A 15,124-nucleotide genomic window follows, 5' to 3' on the forward strand; every position below is an offset into this window, starting at 1 on the left:
AAACATTTTATTATAAAACGGAAAAAATCTGAAACATCAGCCGGAAAGTTATGGCTAAAAAAAACGAAATATATTGGGAAGAATATGAAGCCATCACCAAATACATTTATGAGGCTCTTTGCACATCATAATTCAATAGATCTATTAAATCTGATTGCGGAATAATTTATCGCTGAAAGAAATAGATATGGCAAAAACTAAAAAAGAAGTGCGGCAACGTTATGACGAAATCATGGCTGCAAAAACCATAAAGCCACAGCGACGCGGTTTTGAACTGGAAAAGCTCATTTATGAAGTGCTAGAAATAGAGAATCTGGATCCCAAATCAAGTTATAAACCAAAAGGGGAACAGGTTGATGGGTCTTTTTTCTGGATGGGACAAACATTTCTTTTTGAAGCGAAGTGGGAGAAAGATCCAGTACCTGCTTCAACAATTTTCGGATTTAGAGGAAAGGTCGAGGGGAAATTTCATACCTCCAGTGGAATTTTTATCGCAATGAATGGGTTTAGCAAGGATGCTGAAGAGACATTATTAAAGGGTAAGACATCGAATATATTGCTGTTTGATGGTATTGATATGGGATTTATTCTTTCTGAAAAAGTTACTTTCCTGGATGTTTTACGCTACAAACTTAGAGAAGCGGGAGACACCGGTACCCTGTACGCTAAGTACAGTAACGTTATTGATCTCAAGTATGTCAAAACTGATAAAATAATAAAAGCAGATTACATCGACTCTATCCACAACTTATTAAATAATAAGAATGATGCATTTTACGAGATAATTGTGTTTGTTGAAGGACCGCATGATGTTGATTTGGCAAATAATATAATTAAATTCAGCTTGAACGGTTTTTCGCTAACATACCGGATTGTGGTTCTTGAAGGAGGTAATAATATCACCCAAATACCATCAATAATCAATACTTATCAAGACCGCTTTCCTTTGAAAGGAATTGTCATATTTCTTGATGATGACCTTGAAACACATAAGGTAAGGTCTCAGATTACAACCATATCTGAGCAGCTATCAAAAGCAGCAGTTTCCGTTAATAATCTATTCTTGTTTCTTAGCGAAGAGGATAAATTGATCTACTCTAAAAGAAGACGAAGAACTGGAAAGACTAGTGGGGAACGGATTGATGCGCAGTTAAATGCTTTTTTTAACCAGATCACTGAGGAATATTACGACCCAGAGGAGTTGATGCTAGATGATACATTATCAGCCATAATCAAAGAATTTAACTGGGATAAAAAGGAAAAATGTATTTATTATGATGATGACCTTTATGGTATGCCCTCTAAACTTAAAAATATTGACGACTTAGTAGATTATCTTAACGATCAGATGGTCAATGGGCGTTTAGCAGAACTGCCATCTGAATGGATCAAAGAGATGGACTCTTTAGATTATACCTGGGAGATAAGAGAATACTTATCGAATAATTATAGCGGGAAGATTAGAAGCATCGGGTGGAATGCTGACGAATTGTAAAAAAAATACAATTATCAACCAGGGACATAGATTTCAACGAAATTGGTTCTTCGGCATCTTTGTTGGTTAATAATTTTGTTTATAGGTAAAAAAGAAGTTTTAAATGACCTCCAAGGGCTATTCGGGGTTAATAAGTGATTTTTTTGGGGTTAAAATAAATGGCTGTGTAATCTGGCGATCACTGAATAGCTGCATTCAGCGTATCGTTTTCGAAGCCTTTTATTGCATGCATTCAAGTATACTTAAAAAACTAAGAACCACCAAAACTGGGGAAGGATCAGCGTTTCCTAAATTCCCAACTTTATACTATTCCAAAATGAATTGCATGTTAGGGCGGGACAAGTTTGCATGTTCAAATGTTTCTATCTTAAGAATATTAGTGGTTATTTTGGTTATATTTGAGATGCTCAATGTTTAAATCTAAATTCAATAGCTTTCCGCTGCTTGCTGCGGCTGTCTGTTTTCTAGTCCTGCTTTTTTTCAGGATCCCGATCTGTAATCTGCTGAATTCTTTATTGGTAGGTCCTATGTTTTCTTATTTTGAGAGTGGCTTTTATCCGGATATTCTGCTGGTTGGGATCTTGGCAGCAGCCGGCTTTTGGCTGGCGAGGCATTTGAATAGGGAATTCCTGCTCCGGGGCCTGCCTTTTATTACGGTGTTTTACTTGGCGGAAAGATGGAATCATTTTTGGGTATTCAAAACCTTAACGATTTTTCCAGTTATTGGTTATTTCGATCTTTTATTTGGCTTTGCTGCACTCACAGTTTTAACGAACTGTTTATTCCATGGGACAGCGGTGCACTTGGAAGGGGAGCCTTCGACAGTTGGTTTTATTGAAGACAATACGGTAAGTTCTACAGAGCAAGATCATTTTCACCGCAGAGAGGCGGCTGCTGAGATTGCAAGACTGGTTTTAGGCACCAGGAATAAAAAATCCTTCGCCATCGGAATTCTAGGAAATTATGGTAGTGGAAAAACCTCTTTTTTGAATCTGATTAACCTTGAATTAAAAGATAAAGATGTGATTCAAGTTCTCTTTGATCCGTGGAGCGCTTCGGATCCACAGATGATCCGAAAAGAGTTTTTTGATCTTTTAGCATCTCATATTGCCAGCGTGGATCTGAAAATATCTTCACTGATTTATAGTTACGGGCGCAGGCTTGCCGGTTTTGATACCAGATCTCTTTCACTATTCAACTGGCTTGGGTTTTTTAGGAGCCAAGGTGGGGTGCAGAGCTCTGGTGAGTATCGGCAGATTAATAAAATGCTGGGGGGCACAGGCAGAAAGGTGGTTGTTACCATTGATGATCTGGACAGGCTTTACCCGGCGGAAATTATTGAAGTACTCAAGTTAATCCGTAACACGGCTGATTTTTCAAATGTTGTGTATTTGGTTGGCTATGATAAGAGCTATGTAAAGCGCGGAATTGAGTCTCTTAATGGTTCGGCCGAGGATAACCTGGATAAGATTTTCCAGCTGGAAATCCCCCTTCCTAAACGCGAAGCAGATGATTTACTTTTTTCCCTTAGTAATGGGCTGAAAGTAATTCTTGGAGAAGAACACTATGCTGTGTTTGAGAAAGAAATGATTCCATTTGGTTTCAAGGATATTTATGGTCGAGCTTATGGCGACGTACTCCGTCAGGGTAGGGATGTTGTCAGATTTCTGAATACGTTTAAAATTGCCTATCAATTAATAGGCAAAGAGGTTGATTTTCAATGTCTCTTGCTTTTGGAACTGATTAAGTTCCGTTTCCCGGAAATATATGATCTGATCTATACCCACCATGACCGCTTTTTATACGAGCAGCCGCTTATGGCCAGCCATCAGCAACGTTTTTCTTTGCGTATGGCGAAGGAGAAAAGTTTTAAAGATCGCACCGAAGGAATAACGGTATTCCGGGAATATCTGCAGGGAATGGGGAAGCTGTCCGGGGACGATATTGAACTGGTGGATGCACTTTTTCAAACCTTATTTAATGGAAGCAGGTATAGTCGCCGGGATGCGAAAAATTCGATATCCTACCCACTTTATTTTGAGATTTACTTCCGCTACCGCCTCTCGCAGACCGATCTTTCGGACAATGAATACCAGGCGGCCAAAAGCCCGGAGAATATGGTTGCTTTTATGCAATACTGCGCGAGCCATAACCTGCATAAGCAGTTGATGATCAGGTTGCTGCAAGAGGAAGGTTTTAGAAATAAAATGGAGTTCGAACAGATGATCCGCTGGATCTTTGTCTTTGGACGGACATTTGTCGATAAAGAAGGCATGTTCAGGTTTAACTATGAATCTCTGCTTGGTAAGATTTCTAATTACCATAATTCGATCACTGATAAATTTTATAAGAGAAATCCATCGGGATATAAAGACTTTATTGATAGTCTATTTTCTGTTGCCATAGCGCCTTATCTTTTTGAGAATGAATTGATTTTTCATTTAAAAGAAAAGGACGGAAGCTTTGTGCTTTCCAATGAGGAGCTTGCTGTCCATCAGCTATCCTATTTCAGTAATTATGCCGAAAGCAGTCACGGTCTTAATGAAGATGTTTTATGGATCTTTTATGGGGCAAGGGAATATTTCAGTTATGATTCGCTGGTGGGGCGTGCTAAGGGTTGGAGGTTTGAGCCTGCTTTGGTGGAAAGGATGAAGGTATATGTCACAAGCAAGGATCCTGCGGAGTTTTTAAAATTTAGTATTCAGCGCGATATCCGGGAAAAGACGAGGGTTTCTATTCATGCCCAGGTATTGGATATGTTTAAAGATCCTTTGGAGCTTGCTAGAGTTGTATTAGAAAATCCGCATCTTGATATGCAGATGAAACAGGAATATCTCGAGCTTTTAGGTAAACTTAGTTCAGTTGATTTTAAGGAGTATGTAGAAATGGAGTTTAAATCCGGGCTTAATAAAGCGGAAGAGGATGGTCAAGAATAGGCTGAGTTATTTTCCTAGAAAAATAACTCAGCCTAGTAACAATGGCATGAGGTTGATGTGAAAGATCAGTAACTGTTCGATTTAAAGTTTTAATACCAAGATGTTTAGGATGCTATGATATTTTATATATTCACCAACTCAGGTTTCATTCTTATCCTGCCTAAGTTATAGTAGGGGTTAAAAATTAGGCTTTACTTTAACAATAAAGACTAAAACTTCAAACAAATTATCAGCATGGCCTGCTGCAATTTGGCCAGCCCTCCGTTAATGTAAATAATTTAATGCATTTTGATTTTGATGATAATTACAGGGATTCTCTGCTGGCCATTGCGGAGCTTTATCTGCAAGCTCTTGAACAACAATAGAAGTTACCTTGATATCCCGTTAGACTTGATCTTCAGCTCAGAAAATAGTGAAAATGCGAAAGCCGGTATTCATGAAGGACGGGGCTGATTGTTTGGAACGGAGAGTTGCTAAAAAAACAGATAAAGATAAAGAGGACGAAATAAAGAAAGCAATCGAACAAACTGAACTTGCTGATTTTCTGGGGTATTTAGATAATTCTCCATATATCCTGTTTTTTCAATCGCTTCAACACTGATCTTGTTTCGCCAACGATCGGACATTGTGCAACGGGATAAAAAAAGTAACCATATTCTGCTCATGATAAAAGAGCGCAGACCAAAAAAAAAGTTCCAAAAGCGGCTTTCAATATTGGAAGGAATTTTAAGTAAAAATATTATGTTATCTGTTCGCAAATTACTTATGTTTCAAAAAATTATAATATGCGAATGCTGAGCCAAAGAATATCGATTTTAGATGCTCTGGATAAAGGCTTACATTGGATTGTTTGGTGATTTTCTTTATTTCTGTATTTACACGATATAATTGCATGCGCCGCCTTTTATCTAAATACCTAAGTTGTTGGCTGGTAATTCTATTATGGTCAAGCATTTTAAAACCGTTAGTCCAGCATAGCCCTTGCTGACTCGGATTTTTATGTGTGTGTATTTTAACCCGTCCAACTGACATAGATATCAGTTTCTGCAGTAGCCGAAATGAAATATGTTTTGAAGGCAGTCTTGCATTTTCATTTTTAATAGTTAATCTGCGATTAAATTTTCCAAGGGCCTTCAGAACTTTTTCGGTTTCCGAAATTTGCTTTTTAACCTCTTTTTTGATAGTAGATTTCCTAACCCTTAGGTTGCCGTGAAAATTCATCTGGTATCCTACAAAAGAAACCCAAGGTACATTTCTTTCATCAACATGTTTATCGCCCCAAAAGAATGGCCGCTTAGATTTGACTTTCCAAAATGCCTTGCCATTTTCCTTTTCTCTATAATTTGTAACATCAAGAGGGTCATGGAAAAGCAGGAACCTTTTTTTTATTTCATCCATATACACGCCGAGAGCCATGGAACATGCTTCCTGATTTTCATGCATTAGTATCATATCATCACAATACCTAATATAGAACGGTACTGGAGTTACCTCAAGTACAGCCTTATCAACTTCATGCAATATCAAATTTGAGACAAAGCAAGATATTGCATTCCCTTGGGGTACTCCAATTCTGAATTTTTTGCAATAATCGGTTCCAAATTTTGTGTTTAATTCTTCTTCTACCCAGCCAAATTCTCCTTTAGGAAGGTTGTTTGTTGTAAAATATTTGTCGTTATGATTTAAGGGTATGACATTTTCTTGAAAACAGAATGAACCGAGAAACTTTTCAAAAACAACTATTGCTCTTGGGTCTATCGCTTTCAAGGTTTTGTCTTGAATTTCCTGTATGAGTTTCTTAAAAATATCAAGTAAATGGTCATGCTGAACAGTGTCAAAGAATTTTTGTATGTCACATTCTGCCACCCAGAGATTTTTGTTCTGATTTCTGTATTTGGCGATAGCATCAATACAGTCATGGTGGTTAGGTATTTGATTTAAGCTATTTTTCCCTCTAAAGGCATACGAGCAACCATGAAAAATGCTGTCGAAATAATGGGTTAAATAACGGGCTGTAATTGAGCAGATTATTTTACTGGAAAAATCGTATAACGCAATAGGCCGATAAATGATTTTATTGTTTTTTTCTTCCTTTTTCAGTCCCTTAATATTAGGGACTCCAATTTCAATGCTATTTAAATCCCCGGAAAGTACATCTTTGCGCAACTTGTTAACGAATGAGATCAGATTATTATACCATGTTGGAGCTTCTGTTTTTCCCGTGCCAATATTCAGTTTTGTTAACTCGTAGCTTTTGTAAAGTCTTCTTTTGTTCGTACTTATTGCGTCTCTACATATCTTCCTTTCAGATTGTTTAAGTTTCGGCCAATTTCGTCTCGTAGGAAAAATACTCTGAAGAAACTTAAACGAGGTAAGCTTATCCGTTATATTAATCCTGTTGGTTGACGGATGTAGGCTAATGTTTCTCATCATGTGGGACTCATGCCTTTTATTTGCTGCATTAGCCCTATATTTACACAGGAGTTTGATGACGTTTTCTTCGGAAAAATAAACTTCCATTTCGATGAGAGGTTTGGTTAAAGTAAGCGTAGCCGGAGTTATTTACATTGATACAGATTGGTGCATGTTCGAAAACAAATACACGAATGAGCCAACAACATCAGGACCGTATAGGCTATTGGATTTTATCGGTAAATTTCCCTAGACAAAATTGTCAACCCTGATAAATATGATGCCTAAGCACCCTTAGCTACGCTTGAAACAAATATATTATTTTTACAGAGATGCAGGTACTTAAAGAGATAAATATTTCGAAGTTCAAAACTACAAAGTCAAAAAATGCTATAGCAATACCACTCTTCCAAGAATTGAGAGAGATAAAAAATGGTGTCTATCGCGACAAAGTTTTGGAATGCAGGTCTGCTTTAGCTACAGGAGATAAGAATCTTTATTCATCATTAAAAGAAAAGCTCCCCTGTGTTACCTTTTGCGGTATTTTCGATGGTGGCCATAAGGCTTCTGATATCAAGTACTATAATCAGTTGCTGATACTTGATATCGATAATATCTCTCAGGATAGATTAACTGCAGTGAAAGAAATTCTTTGTAATGATCCTCACCTGTTATCTCTTTGGAAATCACCTTCCGGAGCAGGATATAAAGCGTTATTCACAACTGAAAATACATTGGAGGCTCATAGAGCCACATTTGATTCCATCAGGGTATATTTTTTGGAACAATACAATATTGAACTGGACAAAAGTGGTAGTGATGTCTCCCGACTTTGCTTTTCTTCTTGGGATGAAGATATATACTATAATCCAATAGCAGAACAGTATAATGAGACGTTGAGCTTGGAAGAACCATCAGATGTTAAAGTGAAGGGCGTTTTGGAAAAAGAAACTTTGCTATTGAAAAATGCATTTGCTACTGAAGGCTTGAATAAAGCGAAGGATCGACAGATAATAAAGAAAATAATTAATTATTTGACAAAAAAACACCTCTCTATAACTTCAAGCTACGACGAATGGGTAAGAGTTGCACTGGCAATTTCCTATACTTTTAGCTATGATGTCGGTGAAAAATATTTTCTTCAGTTAAGTGAAATGGATGGCGTTAGGTTTGATTTAATGGCTAGCAGAAATCTTTTAAGATATTGCTATAATAGAAGGAAGGGTGGTAATACCAATAATGTCTCGTTTGCTACACTTATATATTTTGCAAATGATAAAGGATTTGAGAATCAAATTAAAAGAGCTAAAAAAGAGTAAATAGAATTCATATTACAGGTCCCGCGGATCTAAAAGATCCATCGTATCTTCTTCCGAAAGAATGTAGCAAAAGGTTTTCGGTCCATTAGGGAAATCATTGCTGCGCACTATAAGTTCGATTTTGACCTCGGCTGGCCTTGAAAAAACCAAAGCAATTTGATCATTAAAAATATTGACTTCTTTTCCTTTCTGTTTTACTCGGACAGCCGTATGGGTACCTTTTTTGGATGTAATTTCATAAGTAGAATAGTCGCGGTGATCTGTAAAGTCCACATTCATATACATGAACACTTGCGGGGGAAACACTTTGTCCACGTAAGGTGTATACATTAAACCACTTCTATCTCGGTTATCATCGAAGATTTTACGTTCGATATCCTGCGTGCAGCGGGCAACGACACCTTTGTTGTTGTAAACTTTGGCCTCAATATCCAGATCGATAGATGTATTTGATAGGTTTTTTAGGTCAACTTTTACATGCCTATACATTGTGCTTCGCAGCTCTGAGAATTGGAATCCGCCAACAGTTATGTCAAAATCAATTTCGCTACTGCGATCTTTTGTACTTAAACGTTCTGCATAAATTTTTTCAAAATCTTCCCTTTTTAATCCCCGTGTTGAAGTTCCTGATCTGACAAATCCTGTACCTGCTCTATATTGGTTTCCTTTCTGCTGGGCATCGTTATAATCTTTTTTAAATAAATATGGCCTGCTAGGATTGTTAAACAGCCTGAAGTAGGCCAAACGATTTCCCTGATGCTCAATCTCCTTATACTCGAAATTTATCTCGGGTTCTATATATTCATTTAAAAATTGCTGATAGGAAGCTTGATCGTTTAATTGATCAATAGGCTTAAAATCAGCTGCAATACCATTTTTTTCTATAACCCCTATAATGATAAATTTATCGTCCGCGCTAGTGAGGTTGGCAAATGCAGACATATCCTTTAAAAATTCACCCTTTTTTAAATTGCCTTTTTCGACTGGATACTGTTCCAGCTTAAAATCCAGTTTAGTGTTTTCACTTTCGTTTTCAATCAGATTGATGATAGTTTCATTCATGGTCTTTCTATTTCGAGATTATTCCAAGTCGGTGAATTTAGAGAACCGTTCATCAATTTCGTCTAAAGTATATTCAAAATTCCTCATAAGATTATCCGTCCGGTTACAGTGTGCAAAGATATAAGGCGCATCATCCGGGCATGCATAACTAAAATCAACCATGACTACTTCGGCACAATAAGGTTCCCTGCGGGCGACCTCAACCGCCTTTTTTAGATATGCAGCCATATGGCTAAACCTGGGTTGAATGCTAGATTCCATAATAGCATCTTCCATAACGGGAGCCAGCTTATAGAGATATTTTGGTGCATCAGCGTAAACATCACCAACAGGATTTGCAATAAACTTATATGCGCCTTTAGCCATCTCCATCTGGAAATATTGAATACCACGGCCTTTCAAAGCCGACATTACTCGCTCTTTGTGCTCATCAGACATCCTCAAACCGAAATAAATCTGACCGATAGCCCTAAAATCATGTTCTTGTCTGCCCGGCTCATCACAAACAACCCTGATCTCCTGTTCATTAATCCATCTAGTCGATTTAGTTCCAATTAGCTGTTGCAAAGAATTATTCCTATCCCGGGAAAGCATTTGCTGCATCAGGTTCATTTCAGGCGGAGTATCCTGATAGCTAACCTCAATCAAATTGTAAAAAGTAGAATCCAGATTTCGTTTGAGATAATGCATGTTATAACCTACGCAGAAGCCATGATGGGCGGCGGCATAATGCGACCATAGCAATTCATCATCATTATTCTTGCTTAGCGAAAAAACTCCAGTGGTTAGAACCTTATCCAAAAGTTTTTTCGTCGCGTTTCCAATCTCCGAAACATTAATCTTTTTACCCATTGAGCTGTTAAGCACCTGCTCAAAATTTCCAAGATCGCTAGAATATTCTTCTGTATTGATCGTCGCCTCCAAAGGATCATTAAGCGTTGGAATTGCGGCAGCCCAGTAATAACTGTCTACAAGGGAGAAAAGGTCTCTTTCAAAGATAGATTCTTCGCCGCCGCGGTATTTATATAAATATGTAGGGATATTCAAGCGTATAGTTCTTATAAATATAAATTAACGATTTTAACTCGTAAGATCAAAAAATAAGGCCTGCAATTGTTTTTAGGTTAAAATGACTATGCACCACCGTTGATCTACAGGTTCGTATCTCAAGGAAACTGATTCTTCCCCAAGTCAGGTTGTGCCTGCAAATAGAAAAATCAAAGGTCACTGCATAGCCCTTCTAATGCATCTCCAATATTGGATTTATTTGCTCTCCAAAATTTTTGAAAATCGGCCTAGTTCTATTAATTCATCCACAAATTGATTTTTATTAAGGACTGCGATTGACCCCGAGTTTTAAAAGCAGTTCTGAAAAGAGCTGCTTTTTTTGTTTAGCGGCATTTTAATCGTTTTTATCAATCAACAGGGGATTAGATAATTCTTTACATATCAAACAAAACATTCTTCTTTTGTTTTCTATTATCCATCATTTAGGCAATTTTGTCCATTTCCATTCTTTTATTTAAGCTTAATTTAGAATATACCAAGTATAAAAATGCATTAGCCACTACAACTTTGGTTGTTGGCTTCTCAAATTAATTTAAAATGAAAAAAAGCGCTCAAATTTTACTTCTGCATACAATCTTTTTAGTTTCTAGTTGAGGAAAATCATTTCTATAATGTTTGCGATAAAAGAATTTCGCAAAGTTAAAGCAGGGAAGTGACAGATTTTTTATGAGCTGAATTACGCTAATTGAGGCTACGATTTTTTTTAATGCGCTAATTCCTGGTTCATATAGCCTTCGCCAGGGATTAATATTGATTGTTGATGAATATAAAACAGATAAAAAAATGAATTTTGTTTCCGAATTTTTTAAAGGATTTATTAAACTATTTGTTCCATTGCTAGTTGCAATGCTTGGTGTAGGTCACTCTATCGTAGAAGTTAGTAGTTTGATCAATCATACCGCAATTTTCGTTTTTGGATTTAAGTACGATCCCACATTATGGACAGTTTTTATAACATTGTTCGTGACAATTATTGCAATTATAGTTGTGGCAAAGGTTATGTTAAATTTAGGTAAGTCTTATAAGAAAGATTGTTAAAGCTCACTGAATTGTCGGTTTTTTAGGATTTCTCTCTTTTAACTATTCAATTAGATAAACGTATTGCTTTTGCAGAACAGACCTGGGATTTCTTATGGAATTAGGTGTTATTAAATATTGCCCTTAAAGTTATTCGCTTAATAAGATGATAAATATAAGATCTCTTTCGGCCTTAACAAGGCGGAGAATTAAGTTGATTGTACATGAATTGTTAATAATTCTGATCTTTTTCTCCATATTTTTAATAATAAATACCTCTATAATTCGCCTGATTACGCCGCCAGACACTATAACTTCGCTTTAATAATTGTTCTAACATTGTTCTTGCTTCTTTTGAACGAAATATTACTTAAAAGAAGTTCAATACAAATAACCTTTAGCCTTCTCTGTTCTGAAATTGCCATTTTTATAAAATTGTACAGACTGGAAATATCATCGAAAGCAGATATCAATGTATTTTGTGCTTTCCCTTTATCATCGAAGCGTAAATTTGGAAATCCTGCGTGTAGGTATTTAGGTAAATACCTAAGTTTGTCCTATGAAACTACTTGAAATCATCAAATCATTGTCCAACCAGACCCGTCTGGATATCCTTGCCTGGTTGAAAGATCCCTTTGCTTATTTTCCCGCAGAGGAGCTGAGTGATTATGACCCGGCATTGGGGGTATGTGTTTCTGACATCTCCAAAAAAGCGGGCATGTCCGTACCGACGGTATCTGTTTACCTTAAGAACATGGCGGCAGCTGATATCCTGGTGGCAACAAGAAAAGACCAGTGGACTTATTATAAGCGTAATGAAGAGTCGATACAGCAGTTGGCGGAGTTGATCAAAGATAAACTATAAATTTTTTTTAAATAATAAATTAGGAATTTACCTAAATAACTAAATGTAGTATGAAAGCAGCAGTGTTGAAGGGCTTTGGCCCGGTTGAAAATTTTGAGATATTGGATGTTCCGCTTCCAAGGCCTGGATTTGGTGAGGTACTGGTGAAAGTGATGGCGAGCTCGGTCAATCCGCTGGATTACCAGGTGCGCAGGGGTGATTATCAAAATGAGGTGAAACTTCCGGTGGTTACAGGGCATGATATCTCCGGGGTGATCGTGGAGTTAGGGGAAGGGGTCATAAATTTTAAGATCGGTGATGAGGTCTATTATACCCCTGAAATTTTCAATGGACAGGGAAGTTATGCAGAATACCATTGTGCAAACGAATCCATCATCGGTATCAAGCCTTGGAATGTAAGCCACCTGGAGGCGGCTACCTTTCCACTGGCGGCAGGGACTGCATGGGAAATGCTGTATTCCAGGGCACAGCTCAAGATCAACCAGAGTGTTTTGGTGCATGGTGGTGCAGGCGGGGTCGGGGTTTATACCATTCAGATGGCCAGGGCGATGGGGGCCATTGTTTATAGTACGGCCAGGAAGGTACATCACGAATTTTTGAAAAGTCTGGGTGCAGATTATACCATTGATTATGAAAAGGAAGATTATACAGCAGCTATCTTAAAGTTGACGGCAGGTAAAGGTGTGGACGTTGTGATCGATACCCTGGGTGGTAATACGCTTTCGGACAGTGCGGTTATCCTTGCGCAGATGGGGCAGGTGGTGAGCCTGGTCGATATCGAAAAACCGCAGAACCTCATCCACGCCTGGGGGAAAAATGCCACTTACCATTTTGTGTTCACCAGGCAGAACCGGAATAAGCTCGACGAGCTGACAAAGCTCATCGAATCGGGAAAACTTAAGCCTGTGCTGAACAGGGTTTTTGCTTTACCGGAAATAGCCCAAGCACACAGCCTGCTGGAATTTAAGCAAGGGGACAGGGATTTTTATGGGAAGATCGGTATAGAGATCGGTAAGTAAAATGAACTGCTGTACAGTTTTTGGTTATCCCGTGGGCCCTTTTCTTTAAGGCGTGGAAAGCATTTCAAAGACCTAGGCATATCCAGGGGTAATATTACCGATATCCGGTATATTTGAAATAAAGTTCCACCGTAAGGTGGGAAATTAATCAATATTTATGGATATATGAAAGAAATGTTACGGGCACATATTGAGAAACTTGTTGAGCTGAGCGACGAGGAGTATAGCTTTGTAAGAAGCCATTTTACGATCCGGAACTTCCAGAAGGGAAGCTTTATGATTGAAAAGGGCAATCCTGTCCGAAACGCATACCTGATTATTTCAGGGCTGACCAAACTGGTGTACCATAATGCGGATCTAAGGGAACACATTATTTCATTTGCAATGGAAGACTGGTGGGAAACCGATTATCCTGCATGGTTTATGGGAGGAACGGCCACCTTAAACCTGCAGTGCATGGAAGATACGCAGGCTTACTCGCTGAGTCTCGAGGACTTTCGGATAATCTGTGCCAAAGTGCAGAAGATGGAACATTTCTTTCTGGAGAAGGCTAACCGTGGCCATGTGGCATCGATGGAACGTATATTATCGTTCTTGGCTGCCACACCACGGGAAAGGTATGAACTCTTATTAAAAAAGCAGCCTGCTTTGATGCAACGGGTTCCCAAGGCGATGCTTGCCGCTTATCTGGGTGTATCACGGGAAACCTTAAGCCGTTTGTGGCGCAGTCCGCGACAGCGCTGAAGAATTAAAATGTGATCGGCGTCACAAAAATAATTCCATGGTCTTATCAATTTTGCCCCATAAAAAATAAGATCATGATAAAAAGAGAAATCAATCCCTGGACATGGCAGGATGGGAGAAGTTATGTGCAGGCAGTAGAGGTAAAAAATGTAGAAGGTACGCTTTATGTAGCCGGACAGGCTGCAGTGCATCCGGATGGCAGGTCCAGTACGGCAGATATGCGTTCCCAGCTTGCGCTTGCCATTGAAAACCTGGAAACGGTTATCGCTGAGGCGGGATATGGGTGCGGTAATATTGTAAGGCTTACCATATATTCAACATCATCGGATGAATTTATGGATAAATGTTTTGACCTGCTCCAGGCATTTATGGCAAGGCATGGGGTTAAGTCGGCCATAACGTTGATGCAGGTAGTAGGGCTTTTTGAAACGCTGAATGTGGAACTGGAAGCTACGGTGGTGAAGTAAAACCGGGCTGGAAATTGGCCGTCCTGGTTAATGGCGGCCAGTTTTCATTGATCCGACCTGTGGGTAATCGGATTTTTTTAGCTGATAAACCTGCGGTATTTTTTTAGAAAGAAGCAAAAACCCTGGAAGTTTGTCCCGGTCAATATTCTTTAAGGGAAAAACAGTTGGAGGACGATGGCCCGGTGAACAAAAAAAAACAGTTGATGTCTTTTTCCGGCAGACTATAAATTGTACACTTGTAAAGGAATATCAGAAGCAGCGTATCACCCACGTGGGGCAGTTCTGGCATCATCACTGGAAATGGTAAAGTTATTATGGGGTTATAGGCCATTATGCATGAGATGTTGCTATGCGTTTGCTTATCCATTGATGGGAAACTTTTCTGGGAACTATCGATCTGTAATGGGAACAAAAAACAAAAACATACCTGTAAATATTCTGCCGGAAGGGACATACCGGGGAATCATGGTGATGAGGGAAGCTTTTGACGGGGCACCCGGTTTTGAGGAAGTGGAACGCTCGCACCGTGATGGCGGCTACACTTTTATTATCCAGGAGAGAGGCAGTACACAGATTGAAATTGATTTCCAGACCTATTGTATCCGGGCACCTTCGGTGATGTTTATCAGGCCTGACCAGGTGCACCGCCTGATCGCATTTGAAGATGCCTTCATCAGCACCTCGATCATTACCGAAGATAATATCCGCGCGGAATACCTT

General features: G+C 38.6%; 12 protein-coding genes. 9 read left to right on the forward strand and 3 right to left on the reverse strand.

The genetic code is table 11. The features are described from left to right. The first annotated feature begins 187 nt into the window (after nt 1-187). Nucleotides 188-1,495 (forward strand): restriction endonuclease, encoded by a 1,308-nt coding sequence (locus B2V92_RS22445; protein WP_293312329.1) that lies wholly within the window; start codon nt 188-190, stop codon nt 1,493-1,495. A 410-nt stretch (nt 1,496-1,905) separates the two neighbouring features. Further along, nucleotides 1,906-4,431 carry a KAP family P-loop NTPase fold protein gene (locus tag B2V92_RS22450; RefSeq protein WP_293312331.1) on the forward strand — a complete coding sequence of 842 codons (2,526 nt, stop codon included), beginning with the start codon at nt 1,906-1,908 and terminating at the stop codon, nt 4,429-4,431. Between the two features lie 759 nt (nt 4,432-5,190). Here the strand turns inward: B2V92_RS22450 and B2V92_RS22455 are convergent. Continuing rightward, nucleotides 5,191-6,951, reverse strand: a complete 1,761-nt coding sequence (locus tag B2V92_RS22455; protein ID WP_293312333.1) for a reverse transcriptase domain-containing protein — start codon at nt 6,949-6,951, stop codon at nt 5,191-5,193. A gap of 224 nt (nt 6,952-7,175) precedes the next feature. Between B2V92_RS22455 and B2V92_RS22460 the strand changes: the two genes are divergently transcribed. Continuing rightward, nucleotides 7,176-8,162, forward strand: a complete 987-nt coding sequence (locus B2V92_RS22460; protein WP_293312335.1) for a BT4734/BF3469 family protein — start codon at nt 7,176-7,178, stop codon at nt 8,160-8,162. Between the two features lie 12 nt (nt 8,163-8,174). On the opposite strand, the gene B2V92_RS22465 is transcribed toward B2V92_RS22460, so the two are convergent. Together B2V92_RS22465 and B2V92_RS22470 are read right to left on the reverse strand one after the other, a co-directional pair. Then, nucleotides 8,175-9,224: a helix-turn-helix domain-containing protein gene (locus B2V92_RS22465; protein ID WP_293312337.1), complete on the reverse strand. Its 1,050-nt coding sequence runs from the start codon at nt 9,222-9,224 to the stop codon at nt 8,175-8,177. An 18-nt stretch (nt 9,225-9,242) separates the two neighbouring features. Beyond that, the gene (locus B2V92_RS22470; RefSeq protein WP_293312339.1) at nt 9,243-10,271 is read right to left on the reverse strand and encodes a DUF2971 domain-containing protein; all 1,029 of its coding nucleotides are present in this window, start codon (nt 10,269-10,271) and stop codon (nt 9,243-9,245) included. 771 nt (nt 10,272-11,042) lie between these two features. Here B2V92_RS22470 and B2V92_RS22475 point away from each other — a divergent pair. From B2V92_RS22475 to B2V92_RS22500, 6 genes are all read left to right on the forward strand, one after another. Continuing rightward, nucleotides 11,043-11,330 carry a hypothetical protein gene (locus B2V92_RS22475; RefSeq protein ID WP_293312341.1) on the forward strand — a complete coding sequence of 96 codons (288 nt, stop codon included), beginning with the start codon at nt 11,043-11,045 and terminating at the stop codon, nt 11,328-11,330. 538 nt (nt 11,331-11,868) lie between these two features. Then, complete coding sequence (locus B2V92_RS22480; RefSeq protein WP_293312343.1) at nt 11,869-12,174, forward strand: ArsR/SmtB family transcription factor; 306 nt, start codon at nt 11,869-11,871, stop codon at nt 12,172-12,174. A 50-nt stretch (nt 12,175-12,224) separates the two neighbouring features. Continuing rightward, nucleotides 12,225-13,193 carry a zinc-binding dehydrogenase gene (locus tag B2V92_RS22485; RefSeq protein ID WP_293312344.1) on the forward strand — a complete coding sequence of 323 codons (969 nt, stop codon included), beginning with the start codon at nt 12,225-12,227 and terminating at the stop codon, nt 13,191-13,193. Between the two features lie 165 nt (nt 13,194-13,358). Next, on the forward strand, nt 13,359-13,937 hold the full coding sequence (locus B2V92_RS22490) for a Crp/Fnr family transcriptional regulator (protein ID WP_293312345.1): 579 nt from the start codon (nt 13,359-13,361) through the stop codon (nt 13,935-13,937). Nucleotides 13,938-14,011: 74 nt separating this feature from the next. After that, nucleotides 14,012-14,404: a RidA family protein gene (locus B2V92_RS22495; RefSeq protein WP_293312347.1), complete on the forward strand. Its 393-nt coding sequence runs from the start codon at nt 14,012-14,014 to the stop codon at nt 14,402-14,404. Between the two features lie 369 nt (nt 14,405-14,773). Continuing rightward, nucleotides 14,774-15,124, forward strand: a 351-nt coding sequence (locus tag B2V92_RS22500) for an AraC family ligand binding domain-containing protein (protein WP_293312349.1), incomplete at its 3' end; no start/stop codon positions are given.

It is taken from the genome of Pedobacter sp. UBA5917 (genome assembly GCF_002432345.1).
In the GTDB taxonomy this organism is placed as follows: Bacteria; Bacteroidota; Bacteroidia; order Sphingobacteriales; family Sphingobacteriaceae; genus Pedobacter.

What these genes read in the sequence shown, in the direction of transcription:
- B2V92_RS22490 (WP_293312345.1), top strand. Translation starts at nt 13,359, where the DNA reads ATGAAAGAAATGTTACGGGCACATATTGAGAAACTTGTTGAGCTGAGC.
- B2V92_RS22455 (WP_293312333.1), bottom strand. Translation starts at nt 6,951, where the DNA reads ATGGAAGTTTATTTTTCCGAAGAAAACGTCATCAAACTCCTGTGTAAA.
- B2V92_RS22450 (WP_293312331.1), top strand. Translation starts at nt 1,906, where the DNA reads ATGTTTAAATCTAAATTCAATAGCTTTCCGCTGCTTGCTGCGGCTGTC.
- B2V92_RS22480 (WP_293312343.1), top strand. Translation starts at nt 11,869, where the DNA reads ATGAAACTACTTGAAATCATCAAATCATTGTCCAACCAGACCCGTCTG.
- B2V92_RS22460 (WP_293312335.1), top strand. Translation starts at nt 7,176, where the DNA reads ATGCAGGTACTTAAAGAGATAAATATTTCGAAGTTCAAAACTACAAAG.
- B2V92_RS22445 (WP_293312329.1), top strand. Translation starts at nt 188, where the DNA reads ATGGCAAAAACTAAAAAAGAAGTGCGGCAACGTTATGACGAAATCATG.
- B2V92_RS22465 (WP_293312337.1), bottom strand. Translation starts at nt 9,224, where the DNA reads ATGAATGAAACTATCATCAATCTGATTGAAAACGAAAGTGAAAACACT.
- B2V92_RS22495 (WP_293312347.1), top strand. Translation starts at nt 14,012, where the DNA reads ATGATAAAAAGAGAAATCAATCCCTGGACATGGCAGGATGGGAGAAGT.
- B2V92_RS22485 (WP_293312344.1), top strand. Translation starts at nt 12,225, where the DNA reads ATGAAAGCAGCAGTGTTGAAGGGCTTTGGCCCGGTTGAAAATTTTGAG.